This window comes from Allobosea sp. LC85 (genome assembly GCF_000735605.1).
In the GTDB taxonomy this organism is placed as follows: Bacteria; Pseudomonadota; Alphaproteobacteria; order Rhizobiales; family Beijerinckiaceae; genus Allobosea.
The window spans coordinates 1-15,881 of the sequence record NZ_JPKG01000016.1; the positions used below are offsets into that span (position 1 = coordinate 1).

The following is a 15,881-nucleotide window of genomic DNA, read 5'->3' on the forward strand; positions in this document are numbered from 1 at the left end:
CATCGAAATCAGCCCGAAGCGGAATAGCCATGGCGAACCTCCCTCGTTCGCCATGTTGAATCAGGCCGGGGCTGATTTGAGAAGCCGGCCCGAGTCACGATCTCCGGGACTCGGTATAAGGGCTCATGCCCTGGCGGCGCGATGCTCGGCGATCCAGATGCCGCCGAGCACCAGCGCCAGCGCGAGCCCGTGATAGAGCGCGAGATGCTCGCCCAGGATCAGCACCGCGAGCATCGGCGCGAAGACCGGCACCAGGTTGACGAAGACCCCGGCTCGGCCGGGTCCGATCAGCTCGACCGCGCGCAGGAAGAAGAGCTGGGAGAGCAGGGACGGCCCGATCACGACAAAGGCCAGGATCGCCCAGCCTTCGAGGGTCGGCCAGATGATGCTGCCGTTCCAGATCTCGAGCCCCAGCAGCGGCAGCGAAACGATGCCGGCGACGATCGCCATCGCCGTGAAGAAGACCAGCCCCGGCACGGCCGGACGCGCGCGGATGCCGACTGTGTAGCCGGCATAGAAGACGCAGCCGATGATCATCCAGACATCGCCTGGCACGAAGCTGAAATTCGCGAGCGTCGCGAAATCTCCGCGGCTCGCCGTCACCAGCACGCCAAGCATGGTGACCGCGACGCCGATCGCCTGCATCCAGCCGATCGGCGTGCGATAGGCGATGAAAGCACCGATCAGCACATAGACCGGGATCGAGCCTTGCAGAATCCCGATATTGATCGCGGTCGTCGAATAGGCCGCCAGGTACATCAGCGCGTTGAAGACCGTGAAGCCAAGGGCGCCGAGCGTGATGATGCGCCAGCGATGCGCCAGCAATACCGGCGCATAGTGCTTCAGCTCGCGCCGCAGCATCAGCGGCAGGATCGCGCAGACGAAAACCCAGCGCAGCGAGGTCAACGCCATCGGCGAGATCTGCCCTACGGCAAGCCGGCTCGCCACGGCATTGCCGCCCCACATCAAGGTGGTGAGGATCAGGAGCAGATAGGCATTGCCCCAGACACGCTGCGGCAGGGTGGTGGCTGGGGACAAGGTTGCGGCCTGTGCGGGGGCGGAATGCGCTTCAATAGCCTTGTGTCCCCGTCGCATCCTATGAGATGAGGCGCAAGGCTGCCCGTCGCCCGACGCATCCCTCCCAAGAGGCGTTTGCCACCATGCTGCATGTTTCGAGACCGCTGCGCCTGCTCGTCGTCGATGGCAACACAAGGGAGCAGCGCGAGAGCCATGCTGCCGGCTACGGCGCCCGACCGGGCGAAGCCTATGCCGATGTCGTGCGCTCCATCGCGCCCGAGAGCATCACCGATATCTGCCTGCCGGCCGATGCCGGCGCGAACCTGCCGGACGGCGCCGGGCTTGCGTCCTATGACGGCATCTTCCTCACCGGCTCGGCCCTGCACATCTACAACCTCGAACCGTCGGTCACGCGCCAGATCGAGCTGATGCGGGCGATCTATGCCAGCGGCACGCCCAGCTTCGGCTCTTGCTGGGGCATCCAGATGGGCGCGGTCGCCGCCGGCGGCACCGTCGTCGCCAACCCCAGAGGCCGCGAGATCGGCGTCGCGCGCAAGATCACCCTGACCGAGGCCGGGCGTTCGCATCCTCTGCTCGCCGGCCGCCCGCTCAGCTTCGATGCGCCCGCGATCCATCTCGACACCATCGCCCTGCCCCCGGCGGATACGACGGTCCTCGCCTCGAACGCCTACAGCACCGTGCATGCAGCCGAGATCCGCCATGACGGCGGCACCTTCTGGGGCGTGCAATATCATCCCGAATTCCCGCTCGGCCAGGTCGCCTCGATCCTCGGGCGCATGGTCCCGACCCTGATCGCGGAAGGCTTCCGCAAGGATGAAGCGGCGGCGGAGAGCTGGCTTGCCGATCTCTACGCCCTCGATGCCGAGCCGACGCGGCATGACCTCGCCTGGGCGCATGGCCTCGACGACGAGGTTCTGGACAGCGAGCGGCGCGTCACCGAATTGCGGAATTTCATCGCAAATCGCGTCAAGCCTCTTATGAGCATGCGCGCCAGAGCCTGAAACGCAGGGCACTACCGCATTCCGGCCCAATTCCGCCTTGGCCGCGCCGAATTCCGACGCGCCAATCCGTGGCACTGATTTGCCTCGGGGGAATGCCTGATGAAAAGCCGACTTGCCGCCGCCCTGATCTTCGCCCCGAGCCTTGCCAGCGCTGCCGAGATCGAACTGCCGACACGGATCGACCGCGTCACGGTCTATCCCGACGGCGCGGTGGTGACGCGACTCGGCAAGGCCGAACTGATGCAAGGTGCTTCGCAGGTCGTGCTGCGGGGCCTTCCGGCAGCGGTCGATCCCGCCTCGATCCGTGTCGAAGGCCAGGGCGACGGCGCCTTCGCGATTGGCGCGGTCGATGTCCGTCCCGTTCCCGGCGATGCCAGGCAGGGTCTCGATGCGGTGATCGAGACCAAGCTCAAGGCCCTGAGCGAGCAGAAGGAGACGCTCGAAGGCCAGGTCAGCGCGATCGAGGCCAAGCGCACGACCATCGAGCGTTTCGGCCAGACGGGCCCGGACAAGCTCGGCCCCGATGGCAAGGCACTGCCGATCAGCGACTGGCCGGCCGTATTCGACGCGATCGGCACCGCGCTGGTCAAGGTCAATGACGAGTTGCGCATCGCGCGCAGCCGCGTCTCCGATACGCAAGCTGAGATCGAAGCGCTGGAGCGCACGAGGCCGCAGGCCGGCCGCGGCACTGCGCCGAAGCGCGACGTTGCGATCGCGGTCGAGGCCAAGGCGCCGCTCGCAGCCGAATTCACCGTCAGCTACCGCGTCACCAGCGCGAACTGGCTGCCGAGCTACGAGGCCAGGCTGGCGACCGGCAGCGCCACCGCCAAGCCCGAGATCACCTTCATTCGCCGCGCGGAGCTGCGCCAGCGCACCGGCGAGGACTGGACCGACGTCGCGCTGATCCTCTCGACCACGCGCTCGGCAGGCGGAACGCGCGCACCCGAGCTCGCCCCGGTGCAGGTCGCCTTCCTCGATGCAACGGTTCTCTATGAGAGCCGCGCGCGCCTGGGCGCCGCGCCGACCCCGATGGCGGCCGCGAGAGCCAGGGCCGAAGCCGAACTCGAGGCCGAAAAATCGCGCAAGACGGCGGATTCAGCGCGCCCGGCCGAGGTCCAGACAGCCCAGGTCGAGACCAGCACCTATCAGGCAAGCTTCATCGTGCCGGGCCGCGTCACGGTCCCCCAGGGCGGGACCTCCAAGGCCGTGGTGCTGAGCCAGGGCCAGGTTGGCCCGACGCTCTCCGCCCGCGCCACGCCCGAACTCGAGGAGAAGGCCTATCTCGAAGCCGTCTTCCTCCACGAGGACGAGGCACCGCTTCTTCCAGGCGAGGTCCTGCTGCACCGTGACGGCGCCTATATCGGCCGCGGCCGGCTCGGGCTGGTCGCGCCCGGCGACAAGGTCGAGCTCGGTTTCGGCGCCGATGACAAGCTCAAGGTGAGCCGCGTGCCGGTGCGCCGCCGGGAGAACGAGCCGACCTGGCTCGGCCAGACGCGCACGGATCTGCGCGAGTTCAGGACAGTGGTGAAGAGCCTCCACGCGCAACCGGTCAAGGTCACCGTCATGGAGCGCGTGCCCTTCTCGGAAAACAGCGCGATCACCGTTGAGACCCTGCCGCAGACCACGCCGCCGACCGAGAAGCAGGTCGGCGACAAGCGCGGCGTCTCGGCCTGGACCTTCGATCTCGCCCCCGGCGCGGAGAAGGAGATCAAGCTCGCCTATCGCCTGAAATGGCCGGGCGACCGCGAGGTCATGTTCGAGCCCAGGCCAATCCAGCCGGCAGCGATGCCGCGCCCGCTGGCGCAGAACTGACTGGATTATCGGACCGGATATCGTGTCCGGTCCGATGATCTAAGCTTCTGTGTTGGCATCGACTTTCCCGAAAACCGCAATCCACGTTTCGGGCCGATGCTTTGGGGCTCAGTGCCGCGCCGCCGCAGGGACGGCGCGGAAACTGATCGCCATGCGGTTATAGGCGTTCATCAGGCCGATTGCGATCGTCAGATCGGCCAGTTCCTTCTCGCTGAACTGGGCAGAAGCGGCCGCGAACTCCGCGTCGGGCACCGTGGTATCGGCGACGCGCGTCACGGTTTCGGCCCAGGCCAGGGCGGCCCGCTCCTGCTCGGAGAACAGGCTCGGCGCCTCGCGCCAGGCCGGCACCAGCACCAGCTTCTCGACGGCCACGCCGCCCTTGAGCAGATCGCGCGAATGCATGTCGATGCAATAGGCGCAGCCGTTGATCTGCGAGATCCGCAGATAGACCAGGTCGATCAGGGATTTGGCCAGGCCGGACTGGCCGACATAGCCATAGACGCCGCCAAGAGCCTTCATTCCGGCCGGGGAAACAGCGGTGTAGTCGAGACGCTGGGTCATGGGGTCGTTCCTTACTGGTGATCCGGAGTGGTCAGCACCTCTTCGGTGCTGTCGACGATGAAGACGGCGAGCAGGCGGGCCGGCTCGGTCTTGCTGGCATTCGCGCTGATCTTGTGATGCGCGCCCGGCACCTCGAACCAGGTCTCGCCGGCCCGGTAGATTCGGGCGGGCTGGTCGTCGACCTGGCTGCGGATCGCACCCGACAGCACATGGGCATAAATGAAAGCCGAACCGGCATGATGGTGCGAGGCCGAAGCCGCGCCGGGCTTGTAGGTCACCACAACGCTGACCAGGCTCTTGCCGGGAATATTGGGAATCGCCTGCCGGAACACCGGCTTGACCGTCTCCCCACCCGGCCTGGGCGAATGCGCCGCGGCGATGGCGGGAAGGGCGAACGCGGCAAGCAGGGCCGCGCCGGCTGCAGAGGCTCGATAGCTCATCTCCGTTCTCCGATCGTTTCGATGGCGGGAGAATGCGCGCTGGATGATGCATGAGAAAGCACCAAGATCGGCAGAAATGAGTGTACCATGATGCGATGACAGCTCTGCTCCGCATCCAGATCGACCGCAGCGCCAAGGCGCCGCTCGCCCTGCAGATTCACGCCGCCATTCGCGATGCCATCCGGGAGGGCCAGCTCGCCGGCGGCGCGAGGCTACCCTCCTGGCGCGATCTGGCGGCGCAGCTCGGCATCGCCCGTGGAACGGTCAGGGCCGCCTATGAAAGACTGAGCGACGAGCAGTGGATCTTGTCGCAAGGCGCCGCCGGAACACGCGTCGCGGACAGGATGCCGGTGCTGACGGCAACCGAGCAGCTCAAGGAGAGGCCGCCCTTTCCCGAGCTGTTCCCCGACTTCGAGAGTGTGCCGCTCGCCTTCCAGATGGGCGTTCCGGCGCAGGATGCCTTTCCCTTCACCCTCTGGTCGCGAGTGATGGCACGCGCTGCCCGGCAAGCGGCGGTCGCGCCGGTTGGCTATCCCGATCCACGCGGGCATCCGGACTTGCGCCGCGAGATCGCCGCGTATCTCGCAATCGCGCGCGGCATTCGCTGCACGCCGGGCCAGATCCTGGTCACGAACGGCTTCGCAGGCTCGCTCGGTCTCATCATCCGTGCCCTGCGGCTCGAGGGCCGCCCAGCCTGGTTCGAAGACCCCGGCTTTCCCCTGACGCGCAGTGCCCTCCAGCTTGCCGGCATCGAGGCCATTCCGGTGCCGGTCGATGGCGAGGGCCTGTCGGTCTCCGAGGGCATACGGCGCGCACCGAAAGCGGCACTCGCCGTCGTCACCCCCGGGCAGCAGGCTCCGCTCGGCGTGACCTTGTCGCTGGCGCGCCGACTGGCTCTGCTCGACTGGGCGCGACAAGCGGGTGCCTGGATCGTCGAGGACGATTATCTCAGCGAGTTGCAGCTCAAGGGCCGCGCTGCGCCGGCGCTCGCCTCGCTCGATCAGGATGGCCACGTCCTGCATGCGGGCAGCTTCAGCAAGACGATCAGCCCGGCGCTGCGGCTCGGTTTTCTGGTGGTCCCGGCAGCCGTTGCCGAGGTTTTCGGCACCATTGCCGCCTGCCTCGCTCCGGCTCCGTCCGCCGCGGTTCAGCATGCTGTGGCCAGCTTCCTGGCCGAGGGCCATTATCTGCGCCACCTGCGCCGCATGAAACGGCTCTACAGCGCGCGGCGCGAACTGCTGCTCAGGCAATTGCAGGAGACCGCAGAAGGGGCTTTCCCCATCCATGCCACCGGCGGTCTTTCCGTGCGGATGGAGCTGCCGGCCGGCACCGACGATATCGACATCGCCACGCGCGCCCTGCCCTTCGGTATCGCGCCGGTGCCGCTCTCACCCTGGTATGCCGAGCCGTCTGACCACGGCGGCCTGCTGCTGGGCATCACCAATCTCGCGGAACGGCGGCTTGCGGCCGATTGCGCCAGGCTGATCGAACTCGTGCGGCTCGATGCCCGCTGATCCCCACGCGAGTGTCAGATGGTCGCAGGATCAGGCCCGATGCGCGCAACCCGGTGCGGACAGCCGCATCTCCGGGACGCGGTCAATCTTGACCTCGCCGCAATGTTGGCCCATGAGGGCTTGCAAGGACCTGCCCCGAAACCCCGGCCTTGCGTCGGGGTTTTTCATGTGCGCGGCGCTTGCGGCAACGAGGCAGGGATACCAGTCCGATGACGAATGTGGTGGTGGTCGGCGCCCAATGGGGTGACGAAGGCAAGGGCAAGATCGTCGACTGGCTGTCGAGCCAGGCCGATGTCGTGGTGCGCTTTCAGGGCGGCCACAATGCCGGTCATACGCTCGTCATCGACGGTGTCGTCTACAAGCTCTCGCTGCTGCCCTCGGGCATCGTGCGCCCCGGCAAGCTCTCGGTCATCGGCAATGGCGTCGTGGTCGATCCCTGGCATCTCGTCGAGGAGATCGAGCGGCTGCGGGCCCAGGGCGTCGCAATCTCGCCCGAGAACCTGCGCGTCGCCGACAACGCGACCCTGATCCTGCCGCTGCATCGCGAGCTCGACCATTTCCGCGAGACCAGCAATGCCGGCCTGAAGATCGGCACGACCAAGCGCGGCATCGGCCCCGCCTATGAGGACAAGGTCGGCCGGCGCGCGATTCGCGTCATCGACCTCAAGGATCCCGCGATCCTGAAGGCCAAGATCGAGCGCCTGCTCGCCCATCACAACGCGCTGCGCCGCGGGCTCGGCATCGGCGAGGTCGATGCTTCCGAGCTGCTCGAGCAGCTGACCAAGGTCGCGCCGCAGGTCCTGCCCTATGCCGACACGGTCTGGGCGCTGCTCGATTCCGAGCGCCGCGCCGGCAAGCGCATCCTGTTCGAAGGCGCGCAGGGCGCGTTGCTCGATGTCGATCACGGCACCTACCCGTTCGTGACCTCCTCCAATATCGTCGCCGGCCAGGCCGCGACCGGCTCCGGCCTCGGCCCCTCCGCGGTCGGTTATGTCCTCGGCATCGCCAAGGCCTACACGACCCGCGTCGGCGAAGGCCCCTTCCCGACCGAGCTTTTTGACGAGACCGGCGAGCTGATCGGCCAGAAGGGCAAGGAATTCGGCGTCGTCACCGGGCGCAAGCGCCGCTGCGGCTGGTTCGACGCCTGCCTGGTGCGCCAGACAGTGAAGACCTCCGGCATCGACGGCATCGCGCTGACCAAGCTCGACATCCTCGACGGCTTCAAGGAGATCAAGGTTTGCATCGGCTATCGCCTCGACGGCGCCGTGCTCGAGCATCTGCCTGCCGGCCAGAGCGATCAGGCCCGCGTCGAACCGATCTACGAGACGATCGAAGGCTGGGAAGGCTCGACCGCCAACGCCCGCTCATGGGCGGACCTGCCGGCCCAGGCGATCAAATATGTCCGCCGCATCGAGGAGCTGATCGGCGCCACCGTCGCCGTGCTCTCGACCAGCCCCGAGCGCGACGACACCATCCTGGTCCACAATCCTTTCGAGGGTTGACGGGCGGGCCCAACACGGACAATTGAGGCCAATGGCCGATTTCTATCCGATCCTGGCGCGCGCGATTGCCGGGCTGCCCGACAAGTCCCCGGAAGCCCGCCGCGCGGTCTATGACCGCGCGCGGACAGCTCTGGTCGCGCAGCTGCGCAGTCTCGATCCGCCGGTCGGCGAGGCTGAGATCATGCGTGAGCGCCTGGCGCTCGACGAGGCGATGTCACGTGTCGAGGCCGATTACGATGAGGGCGAGACCCAGCGCCCTGCCACGACGACGATCGGCCCCGCTCCGGAGCCGGAACCGGAGCCCGCTCCGGCCGATACGGCCCATGAGGAAGTCGGTGCCAGCCCGGTCATCGACCCCTTCGAAGGCCGCCCGGTCGAGACCCAGGAGCCGGTCGACACGCAGCCGGTCCGCCCGCGCGTCGCGCCCCCTCGCGAACGCCGCGTCGACCCCGGTCATATCCGCACCGCCATCGTCGGCGGTGGCGTCGCGCTTGCGGTCGTCGCGATCGCGGCCACAGCCTTCTATGTCAACAAGGTCAATCCCTCCGACACGGCGGCGCAGCGCCCCCGGACCGAGGCGCAGCCCCAGCCGTCGCAGCCGGACAACGCCGGCAAGCTGAACGATCGGGTCGGCGAAGGCGGAACGACAGGCGCAGGACCGGCCGCGCGGCCCGGTGGCCCGGCAGGGGCGACAGCCTCACAGGGCAGCGAGATCGCCGTCGCCCAGCGCGCCATCCTTTACACCGAGGTGCCGGAAACGCCGCAGCAACCGAAGGCCGTCAGCGGTCGGGTCGTCTGGCGGCTCGACAGCGAGAGCGCTGGGCAAGGCCGCCCGGTCGAAACGATCGTGCGTGCCAGCGTCGAAGTGCCGGATGCTGGTCTGAGCCTCGACTTCACCATCCGCCGCAACACCGACAGCGCCTTCCCCGCCTCGCATATCATTGGCCTGCGCTTCACGCGGACGGGTGATGCCACGAACGATGCGATCCGCGAAGTCGGCGTGCCGCAGCTCAAGGCCGACGAGAACGAACGAGGCGCACCGCTCTCCGCCATCGCCTCCGCGCTCGGCGACAATCTCTTCGTTGCCGCGCTCTCGAATGTGCCGGTGGAAATCGACCGCAATGTCGAGCTGATGCAGACCCGCAGCTGGATCGACATCCCCCTGCGTTTCGCGTCCGGACGGCGCGGCATCATAACCTTCGAGAAGGGTGTCTCGGGCAGCCAGACGCTCGCCGATGCGTTCGGACGCTGGCGCTAGCGCATAGGACCGAAAACTGGAATCCGGTTTTCGGAAAAATCCGATGCTTAAACAAAGAGACAGATCGCCCATCCTGCGTCCGAACGGACGCAGGGCGTTCTAGAGCTTGAATGAGAAGCCGCCCCTCTCAGCGGCTTTTCGCCGGAAGCGCCATCCGCTCATGCCGAATCGAAGGGATTGCTCTTCCCCGCCCAGCCGCCACGGCAGCGCTGGGCCGGGATCGATGCGGAGCGCTGATCGGTGACGCTTCGGAGTGGTTCCCGGACCTCCCTTCGGCCGCCCGGGACGACCTGCCCGCTTCAATCCAACGAGAGCTGCGCTGCGAGAGCTGCGCTGAACGACGGGAGGTTCCGGATGACAAATGCGTTTGAAAGCCCGTTCAAGGGCAGGCAGCTGTCGGAACAGGTCACCAACCCCAACATCATCGTCGGCCGCTACAGCTACTATTCCGGCTATTATCACGGGCATTCCTTCGACGATTGCGCCCGCTACCTGCTGCCCGACCGGACGGATGTCGACAGGCTCATCATCGGCAGCTTCTGCTCGATCGGGACCGGCGCCTGCTTCATGATGGCCGGAAACCAGGGGCATCGGAACGACTGGGCCTCCAGCTTTCCCTTCTTCTACATGTCGGAGGAGCCCGCCTTCGCCGGCGCGCGCGATGCCTTCCGCCCGGCCGGCGACACCGTGGTCGGCAGCGATGTCTGGATCGGCGCCGAGGCGATGATCATGCCGGGCATCCGGATCGGCCATGGCGCCGTGATCGGCAGCCGCGCCCTCGTCACCAAGGATGTCGAGCCCTACACGATCGTCGGCGGCAACCCGGCCAGGCCGATCCGCAAGCGCTTCACCGAAGCCGAAATCGCCATGCTTCTGGAGATGGCCTGGTGGCTTTGGCCGCTTGAGCAGATCAAGGACAGGATGGATCTGCTCTGCTCCAACGACATCGTCGGGCTTTACCGGCGCTGGCAGGAAGCCTCGGCGTAAAGACGGTCGTATTCCCGCCTGCCTCAAAAGCCGACGCCGAATTTGCCGCGGGCGCCGAATTTGCCACGGGCGCATCGTCGCGACGAGGGCTGTCGGCGCGGTTGCGCCGACAGCCCCGATCACGCTCACGCCATGTACTGCCCGCCATTCACCGCGAACGTCGCGCCGGTGGTGAAGGCACCATGATCGGAAGCGAGGAAAGCGACCATCTGGGCAATCTCCTCGGGCTTGCCGAGCCGCCCGGTGGGGATACCGGCGATGACGCGCTTCAGCGCCTCCTCCGGCATCGCGGCGACCATGTCGGTGCCGATATAGCCGGGCGTGATCGCATTGACCGTGATGCCCTTGTTGGCGTTCTCCTGGGCGAGCGCCTTGACGAAACCGATATCGCCCGCCTTGGCCGCGGAGTAGTTCACCTGGCCCATCTGGCCCTTCTGGCCGTTGATCGACGAGATCACGATGATGCGGCCAAAGCTGCGCCCGCGCATGCCTTCGATCACCGGCCGCGTCATGTTGAAGAGCGAATCGAGATTGGTCCGGATGACGGCGGACCACTGGTCCTTGGTCATCTTGTGGAAGAAGCCGTCGCGGGTGATGCCGGCATTGTTGACCAGGATCTCGACCGGCCCGTTCTCGGCCTCGACGCTGGCGATGCCGGCAGCACAGGCATCGTAATCGCCGACATCCCATTTATAGACCGGGATGCCCGTTTCTGCCTTGAACTTGGCCGCCGCCTCGTCATTGCCGGCATAGTTGGCCGCCACCTTGTAGCCTGCCGCCTGCAGTGTCCGGCTGATCGCTCCGCCGATACCCCGCGTTCCCCCCGTGACCAACGCGACCTTCGTCATCTGGTTGTCCCCTCTTGGTTTTGATCTTTTGAGCTATTGTTCCGCGAGTTTCAGGTCGGGCGAATAGGGCCCTTCCACGTCCTTGATGATGGCCTGGCCGCAGATGACGCGCTGTTCCTTGGCGTCATAGGTCAGGGTCGGGGGGCCGTAGAGCTCCCAGCCCCTGCTCAGGGCTTCCGAGACCCGATGACAGAAGGCGGCGTCATCGGGGCCCGTGAGATAGCGATAAAGCGTCGTCTGCTTCGCCATGGCGAAGGCTCAGCGTTCCACCGCCATGGCGACACCCATCCCGCCGCCGATGCAGAGGGTGGCGAGGCCCTTCTTGGCGTCGCGCTTGGCCATCTCATGCAGGAGCGTGACCAGGACGCGCGCGCCGGAAGCGCCGATCGGATGGCCGATCGCGATCGCGCCGCCATTGACGTTGACGATATCGGGATTCCAGCCGAGGTCCTTGTTGACCGCGAGCGCCTGCGCCGCGAAGGCCTCGTTGGCCTCGACAAGGTCGAGGTCGCCGATCTTCCAGCCGGCCTTCTCCAGAGCCTTGCGCGTCGCCGGGATCGGGCCCGTGCCCATGATCGCCGGGTCGACGCCGGCAGTCGCCCAGGAGGCGATGCGGGCGAGCGGGGTCAGGCCGCGCTTGGCGGCTTCCTTGGCAGTCATCAGGACGAGAGCGGCAGCGCCGTCATTGAGGCCCGACGCGTTGCCGGCCGTCACCGTGCCGTCCTTCGAGAAGGCGGGCTTCAGCTTGGCCATGGCCTCCAGCGTCGCACCGTGACGGGGATATTCGTCCTGGTCGACGACGATATCGCCCTTGCGGGTCGAGACGGTGAAGGGAGCGATCTCGTCCTTGAAGCGGCCGGCCTTCTGCGCGGCCTCCGCCTTGTTCTGCGAGCCGACAGCGAACTTGTCCTGCTCCTCGCGGCTGAGCTGCCATTTGGTCGCGACGTTCTCGGCGGTGGTGCCCATATGGTAGCCGTGGAAGGCATCCCAGAGCCCGTCCTTGATCATCGTGTCGATGAACTTGGTGTCGCCCATCTTGGTGCCGTTGCGCAGATGCGCGGCATGCTGCGCCATCGACATCGATTCCTGGCCACCGGCAACGATGATGTCGGCGTCGCCATTGACGATCTGCTGCAGGCCGATGGCGACCGCACGCAGGCCCGAGCCGCAGAGCTGGTTGAGGCCCCAGGAGGTCGCTTCCTGCGGGATTCCAGCCTTCATCGCGGCCTGGCGAGCCGGATTCTGGCCCTGACCGGCGGTCAGGATCTGGCCCATGATGACCTCGTCGACCTCACCACCCTCGACCTTGGCGCGGGCGAGCGCCTCCTTGATCGCGGCAGCGCCAAGATCGTGAGCCGCCGTATTGGCGAAAGCGCCGTTGAAGGCGCCGACCGCCGTGCGCGCAGCGCCGACGATTACGATGTCAGTATCGGCCATGGAGAGTTCCTCGCTGTTGTCGTGATGGCTCGCCAGGGCCGGGCCACCAGGTTCAGCTCCCACCTTCGAAGGCTGCCGCGGCCGCGTCAAGCCAGCCGAGGGAGGCAAAGCGTGGTTCATCTGCGCGCGACCGTGCTGCACCGCAGCACCGACTCGGCCGCCTCGCCCTTCACTCGGTGCGATTGATTCAAAATCGTTCAAAAAACTTGCAGCAAGCTGCTGACAGGTTATCGTTGGCGGGAGGAACGTTCCGCTGGACCTGAAAAGTCAGGCCCGGATCAACGCGATGCAGGGTATGATGGCCAGCGAAAAAGAACCGACAGTCATCAAGAAATACGCCAATCGCAGGTTGTATCACACGGGCACCAGCTCCTATGTCACCCTAGAGGATCTGGCGGGCCTGGTTCGCGGCGGAGAGGATTTCGTGGTCTATGACGCCAAGTCCGGCGAGGACATCACCCGCTCGGTCCTGGCCCAGATCATCTTCGACGAAGAGAGCAAGGACGGGCAGAACCTGCTTCCCATCACCTTCCTGCGCCAGTTGATCCGCTTCTACGGCGACAGCATGCAGGCACTGGTGCCGCGCTATCTCGAATTCTCCATGGAGAATCTCACGAAGGACCAGAATCAGTTCCGCGACATGATGGGCAAGGCCTTCACCGGCGGTGCCTTCGGCAGCAACGGGCTGGACGCAATCCAGGCCCAGACCCGCGCCAATATGGCGATGTTCACGGAGGCGTTCCGGCTGTTCAACCCCTTTGCGGCCGCGGCCTCCGCCCAGTCGAAGGCCGATGCAGCGCCAGCCGCGGGCAAGGGCGACGAACTCGGTGACCTGAAGCGGGAACTCTCCGAGATGCGCGACCGGCTGGACAAGCTCGCCAAGGCGAAGTGAGCGGGCAGCGCCCCAGGCCCGGACTTGCCCCGGGCACGATCTGATCAAGAGCGTTCTCGGGCTGGTCGCTTGCTCGAGGCTGCTCCCCTGCCTCGCTCGGCTCAGCCCGCAACCCGATGCAGCTCTGATGGTACCGCAGGCTGCCAGAGCTCGGCCTTGCCGACGAGATGACCCTGCAGGTAGGTCACGCCCCAATCGGTGAGCATGTTCGCCTGCAGCTCGTCATCGACCCACTCGGCGACAGTGTCGACCATGAGATGGCGGGCGAGGTCGATCAGGGTGCGGACATAGAAACGGTCATCGGTCGAACGTCGCAGGTTCTGGGTGAAGGCGCCGTCCAGTTTCAGGATGTCGATCGGGAAGGCGCGCAGATGCCGCAGCGAGGTGTGGCCGGCCCCGAAATCATCGATCGCGATGCGTGCGCCCTGATCCTTGATCGTGCCGAGCAGCCGGGCCAGGCGGCGCGGGTCCTCGATCGTCGCCGTCTCCGTGATCTCGACGATCAGGCGCCCGGCGAGGCCGCGGGATGAGCGGGTGCAGGCCAGGAAGGCGTCGAGCCATTCCGGATCGCCGAGCGAGCGCGGCGAGACGTTGATCGACAGCGTCATCTTCGGATCGGCCGCGAGCATGTCGACGGCGAGTTCGAGCACGCGGTGGTCGAAGAGCCGGACGAGCCCGCGCCGCTCGAGCAGCGGAATCAGCTCTGCCGCCGAGAAGAACAGTCCTTCCGAACCATGACCGACCCGCAGCAGGGCTTCGTGGAAGGCAATTTCGCGCGTCCTGGCCTCCACGACGGACTGCAGCGCCAGCCTGACACGGCGCTCGTTCAATGCGGCGATGGCCTGGACATCGAAGCCGCTGTGGTCCGGCGCCGGCTCACGCAACTCGCGCTGACGCGCGAGGACGACGGTGTCGACTGCGCCCGCCTTGGCGCCGGCAAGCGCGTTCTCCGCGGCCGATACCAGCGTACCGGCATGGCGCGAGAGGTCCGGCGCGACAGCCGCGCCGACGCGCAGACGCACCAGCGCGATGCCGCGCCCGGTCTCGATCGCGGATTGCGCGACGGCCTTGGTGAAGCGCCGCGCTGCCGCCTCGATCTGGCTCTGCGGGCAGCCGGCGAGCAGGATGGCGAAGCGATTGCTGGAATAGCGCAGCAGATGGTCGCGGCGGCGCATCACCGAGCGCAGCCTTTCCTGGACCACGCCGATGATCTCGTCGGTGGCCTCATGGCCGAAATCATCGTTGAGACGTGCGAGTTCGTCGATCGCCGCGATCAGCACGACGACCGGGCGCTCGGCCGCGAGATGCTCCTGCAGCGATGATTCGAGGCGCTCGACCAGCGCCCCGCGATCACAGACGTCGCGGCTCTGCGCGGCAAGCTCGTCGGGCCGTACGGAGCGCTCGATGCGCAGCACACCGCGCGCCATGGCGGGCTGGCCGTCGATGCCGACGAACCAGCGTCCAGCATCCTCGATCCACATCTTGCGGCCGCCGAGGTCGGCTGCATAGCGGGTGCGGTAGATCGCGCCCTCGCCATGGTCCTGTCCACCGGTCGAGAAGATCGCATCGTAGCGGCTGCGGCCGCTGCCGGGCTCCACCAGTCCGGCGAAGGCGAGACCGCGGCTCATCGCGGCCTCCGGAACGGGCCCCAGAACCTCAGCGGCGTTAGGACCCCAGTTCAGCGAATCGCTGGCGATGTCCCAGCTGTAGACCACCTCGCCGATCGAGGAGAGCAGGCTGCGCGGGTCGACGATCGTTTCTTCGCGGGAACTCAGGATCGATGGCGCAGGCATCGGAGCAGGGCCTTAGGGACGCAGGCCGCGGGACACTTTTGGCGTCGTGCCGTCCTGGCCGAACGAGATCGGGAGATGTTTCGAAACGATGCAGGTTTCTGGCTTAACGCCCGGTTAAGGCCGGCCCCAGGATTGCAACTTTCGCTCCAGCGCAACCCTAGCGTTCCGGAGTGGCACATGCGGGATCAGCAGTACGGGGCGAGAAGCCGCCAAGCGCTTCCCGAGACATCGACGATGCTGCTGCTGCAGATCGCGGCCAGCCATGCCGAAATCGGCCCGTTCGCGCGCCGGGCGCGCGAGACGCCACAGGTCGCGGCGCGGAGCTACGAGGCCCAGGCACAGCGCGTCGGGCGGAAGCGGCAGCGCCTGGTCGCGTGAGGCCAGGCCCTCTGCCGAGGAGCCGCATAGCGGTGTCGCGATGGAACATCCGGAAGCCGCGCCGGAGGCTTCTATCGAGGCGCGATCACAGATCGCTCCTCGGCAGAGGGCCTGGCAGGCGCCAGCGGAAACAGGGCAAAGAAAAAGCCGGCCTCACGGCCGGCTCCCAAACTTGCAAGCCTCCGACCGGGGCTCAGGCCTCGGTCTTGGCCTTCAGCACCTGGCGACCGCGATACATGCCGCTCTTCAGATCGACATGGTGCGGACGGCGTAGCTCGCCGGAGTTCTTGTCTTCGATATAGGTGGGCTGCTTCAGCGCATCGGCCGAGCGGCGCATGCCGCGCTTCGACGGCGAAGTCTTTCTCTTCGGAACGGCCATTGTACTCTCCATCGTGCCGCCGTCCGGAAGCGCAGGCCGCA

At 66.6% G+C, this 15,881-nt stretch carries 16 protein-coding genes; 8 read left to right on the top strand and 8 right to left on the bottom strand.

Features of this window, described 5'->3' with window-relative positions:
• Nucleotides 1-123 precede the first annotated feature (123 nt).
• Nucleotides 124-1,038, bottom strand: a complete 915-nt coding sequence (locus tag FG93_RS06465) for a DMT family transporter (RefSeq protein WP_052513435.1) — start codon at nucleotides 1,036-1,038, stop codon at nucleotides 124-126.
• Between the two features lie 122 nt (nucleotides 1,039-1,160).
• Here FG93_RS06465 and FG93_RS06470 point away from each other — a divergent pair, with 122 nt between their 5' ends.
• Both FG93_RS06470 and FG93_RS06475 read left to right on the top strand, forming a co-directional pair.
• Nucleotides 1,161-2,039 (top strand): type 1 glutamine amidotransferase, encoded by an 879-nt coding sequence (locus FG93_RS06470; protein WP_043233248.1) that lies wholly within the window; start codon nucleotides 1,161-1,163, stop codon nucleotides 2,037-2,039.
• A 99-nt stretch (nucleotides 2,040-2,138) separates the two neighbouring features.
• On the top strand, nucleotides 2,139-3,851 hold the full coding sequence (locus tag FG93_RS06475) for a mucoidy inhibitor MuiA family protein (RefSeq protein ID WP_043233120.1): 1,713 nt from the start codon (nucleotides 2,139-2,141) through the stop codon (nucleotides 3,849-3,851).
• Nucleotides 3,852-3,959: 108 nt separating this feature from the next.
• On the opposite strand, the gene FG93_RS06480 is transcribed toward FG93_RS06475, so the two are convergent.
• Together FG93_RS06480 and FG93_RS06485 are read right to left on the bottom strand one after the other, a co-directional pair.
• Nucleotides 3,960-4,412 (bottom strand): carboxymuconolactone decarboxylase family protein, encoded by a 453-nt coding sequence (locus FG93_RS06480; RefSeq protein WP_043233121.1) that lies wholly within the window; start codon nucleotides 4,410-4,412, stop codon nucleotides 3,960-3,962.
• A gap of 11 nt (nucleotides 4,413-4,423) precedes the next feature.
• Nucleotides 4,424-4,852 (bottom strand): cupin domain-containing protein, encoded by a 429-nt coding sequence (locus FG93_RS06485; RefSeq protein WP_043233122.1) that lies wholly within the window; start codon nucleotides 4,850-4,852, stop codon nucleotides 4,424-4,426.
• A gap of 95 nt (nucleotides 4,853-4,947) precedes the next feature.
• Between FG93_RS06485 and FG93_RS06490 the strand changes: the two genes are divergently transcribed.
• The 4 genes from FG93_RS06490 to catB all read left to right on the top strand — a co-directional run bounded on the left by FG93_RS06490 (nucleotide 4,948) and on the right by catB (nucleotide 10,113).
• Nucleotides 4,948-6,366, top strand: coding sequence for a PLP-dependent aminotransferase family protein (locus FG93_RS06490; protein WP_043233123.1), 1,419 nt, complete (start codon nucleotides 4,948-4,950; stop codon nucleotides 6,364-6,366).
• Nucleotides 6,367-6,575: 209 nt separating this feature from the next.
• A complete protein-coding gene (locus FG93_RS06495; protein WP_043233125.1) occupies nucleotides 6,576-7,868 on the top strand; it encodes an adenylosuccinate synthase in 1,293 nt (430 codons plus the stop codon).
• Between the two features lie 31 nt (nucleotides 7,869-7,899).
• Nucleotides 7,900-9,126 carry a hypothetical protein gene (locus tag FG93_RS06500; RefSeq protein ID WP_043233126.1) on the top strand — a complete coding sequence of 409 codons (1,227 nt, stop codon included), beginning with the start codon at nucleotides 7,900-7,902 and terminating at the stop codon, nucleotides 9,124-9,126.
• A 354-nt stretch (nucleotides 9,127-9,480) separates the two neighbouring features.
• Nucleotides 9,481-10,113, top strand: coding sequence for a type B chloramphenicol O-acetyltransferase (gene catB / locus FG93_RS06505; protein ID WP_043233127.1), 633 nt, complete (start codon nucleotides 9,481-9,483; stop codon nucleotides 10,111-10,113).
• Between the two features lie 125 nt (nucleotides 10,114-10,238).
• Here catB and phbB read toward each other — a convergent pair whose 3' ends face one another.
• Genes phbB through FG93_RS06520 form a run of 3 tightly spaced genes read right to left on the bottom strand, consistent with a single transcriptional unit; the run spans nucleotide 10,239 to nucleotide 12,398 of the window.
• Nucleotides 10,239-10,961: an acetoacetyl-CoA reductase gene (phbB, locus tag FG93_RS06510; RefSeq protein WP_043233129.1), complete on the bottom strand. Its 723-nt coding sequence runs from the start codon at nucleotides 10,959-10,961 to the stop codon at nucleotides 10,239-10,241.
• A gap of 33 nt (nucleotides 10,962-10,994) precedes the next feature.
• Nucleotides 10,995-11,210, bottom strand: coding sequence for a DUF1737 domain-containing protein (locus FG93_RS06515; protein ID WP_043233131.1), 216 nt, complete (start codon nucleotides 11,208-11,210; stop codon nucleotides 10,995-10,997).
• Between the two features lie 9 nt (nucleotides 11,211-11,219).
• Nucleotides 11,220-12,398, bottom strand: a complete 1,179-nt coding sequence (locus FG93_RS06520; RefSeq protein WP_043233132.1) for an acetyl-CoA C-acetyltransferase — start codon at nucleotides 12,396-12,398, stop codon at nucleotides 11,220-11,222.
• Nucleotides 12,399-12,696: 298 nt separating this feature from the next.
• On the opposite strand from FG93_RS06520, the gene phaR reads away from it, so the two are divergent.
• Nucleotides 12,697-13,290: a polyhydroxyalkanoate synthesis repressor PhaR gene (gene phaR / locus FG93_RS06525; protein ID WP_152579339.1), complete on the top strand. Its 594-nt coding sequence runs from the start codon at nucleotides 12,697-12,699 to the stop codon at nucleotides 13,288-13,290.
• A 101-nt stretch (nucleotides 13,291-13,391) separates the two neighbouring features.
• Here the strand turns inward: phaR and FG93_RS06530 are convergent, their stop codons facing one another.
• On the bottom strand, nucleotides 13,392-15,083 hold the full coding sequence (locus FG93_RS06530; protein ID WP_043233135.1) for a phosphodiesterase: 1,692 nt from the start codon (nucleotides 15,081-15,083) through the stop codon (nucleotides 13,392-13,394).
• Between the two features lie 177 nt (nucleotides 15,084-15,260).
• Between FG93_RS06530 and FG93_RS32325 the strand changes: the two genes are divergently transcribed.
• Nucleotides 15,261-15,461: a hypothetical protein gene (locus FG93_RS32325; RefSeq protein WP_152579340.1), complete on the top strand. Its 201-nt coding sequence runs from the start codon at nucleotides 15,261-15,263 to the stop codon at nucleotides 15,459-15,461.
• A 193-nt stretch (nucleotides 15,462-15,654) separates the two neighbouring features.
• Here FG93_RS32325 and rpmF read toward each other — a convergent pair whose 3' ends face one another.
• Entirely contained in the window at nucleotides 15,655-15,840 is a 186-nt protein-coding gene (gene rpmF, locus FG93_RS06535; protein ID WP_043233137.1) for a 50S ribosomal protein L32, read from the bottom strand.
• Nucleotides 15,841-15,881: the final 41 nt, after the last annotated feature.

Bases quoted from the DNA above. Each gene is read 5' to 3' on its own strand.
- FG93_RS06470 (WP_043233248.1), top strand. From the start codon at position 1,161: ATGCTGCATGTTTCGAGACCGCTGCGCCTGCTCGTCGTCGATGGCAAC.
- FG93_RS06475 (WP_043233120.1), top strand. From the start codon at position 2,139: ATGAAAAGCCGACTTGCCGCCGCCCTGATCTTCGCCCCGAGCCTTGCC.
- FG93_RS06480 (WP_043233121.1), bottom strand. From the start codon at position 4,412: ATGACCCAGCGTCTCGACTACACCGCTGTTTCCCCGGCCGGAATGAAG.
- FG93_RS06485 (WP_043233122.1), bottom strand. From the start codon at position 4,852: ATGAGCTATCGAGCCTCTGCAGCCGGCGCGGCCCTGCTTGCCGCGTTC.
- FG93_RS06490 (WP_043233123.1), top strand. From the start codon at position 4,948: ATGACAGCTCTGCTCCGCATCCAGATCGACCGCAGCGCCAAGGCGCCG.
- FG93_RS06495 (WP_043233125.1), top strand. From the start codon at position 6,576: ATGACGAATGTGGTGGTGGTCGGCGCCCAATGGGGTGACGAAGGCAAG.
- FG93_RS06500 (WP_043233126.1), top strand. From the start codon at position 7,900: ATGGCCGATTTCTATCCGATCCTGGCGCGCGCGATTGCCGGGCTGCCC.
- catB (WP_043233127.1), top strand. From the start codon at position 9,481: ATGACAAATGCGTTTGAAAGCCCGTTCAAGGGCAGGCAGCTGTCGGAA.
- phbB (WP_043233129.1), bottom strand. From the start codon at position 10,961: ATGACGAAGGTCGCGTTGGTCACGGGGGGAACGCGGGGTATCGGCGGA.
- FG93_RS06515 (WP_043233131.1), bottom strand. From the start codon at position 11,210: ATGGCGAAGCAGACGACGCTTTATCGCTATCTCACGGGCCCCGATGAC.
- FG93_RS06520 (WP_043233132.1), bottom strand. From the start codon at position 12,398: ATGGCCGATACTGACATCGTAATCGTCGGCGCTGCGCGCACGGCGGTC.
- phaR (WP_152579339.1), top strand. From the start codon at position 12,697: ATGGCCAGCGAAAAAGAACCGACAGTCATCAAGAAATACGCCAATCGC.
- FG93_RS06530 (WP_043233135.1), bottom strand. From the start codon at position 15,083: ATGCCTGCGCCATCGATCCTGAGTTCCCGCGAAGAAACGATCGTCGAC.
- FG93_RS32325 (WP_152579340.1), top strand. From the start codon at position 15,261: ATGCGGGATCAGCAGTACGGGGCGAGAAGCCGCCAAGCGCTTCCCGAG.
- rpmF (WP_043233137.1), bottom strand. From the start codon at position 15,840: ATGGCCGTTCCGAAGAGAAAGACTTCGCCGTCGAAGCGCGGCATGCGC.